Source organism: Arthrobacter sp. 260 (assembly GCF_013116745.1).
In the GTDB taxonomy this organism is placed as follows: Bacteria; Actinomycetota; Actinomycetes; order Actinomycetales; family Micrococcaceae; genus Arthrobacter_D.
Genome location: NZ_JABFOE010000087.1, coordinates 1 through 245 on the forward strand (window position 1 = coordinate 1; position 245 = coordinate 245).

Annotated in this window: 1 protein-coding gene; it reads left to right on the forward strand. The window is 71.0% G+C overall.

From position 1 onward, the window contains the following. Positions 1–245 (forward strand): flagellar basal body protein (locus tag HMI57_RS18455; RefSeq protein WP_216607714.1); only part of this gene is annotated, 245 nt, incomplete at both ends.

Consider the following 245-nt stretch of genomic DNA (forward strand, 5'->3'; position numbering starts at 1 on the left):
GCGCTGTCGGTGCGTGCCGAACGCCAGCAGCTGCTGGCATCGAATATCGCCAACGCCGATACGCCCCATTACAAGGCGCGCGACCTCGATTTTACCAAGGCGCTGCAGGGCGCGCTGAGCGGCGCCGGAGCGGCGCCGGTCGTACTCGTCAAAACCGCGGCCGCGCACCTGGGGCGCAGCGGCGACAGCGCCAGCGGCCGTGCCCATGCCCAGCCGCTGTACCGGGCCGAGCAGCAGGGCAGTGT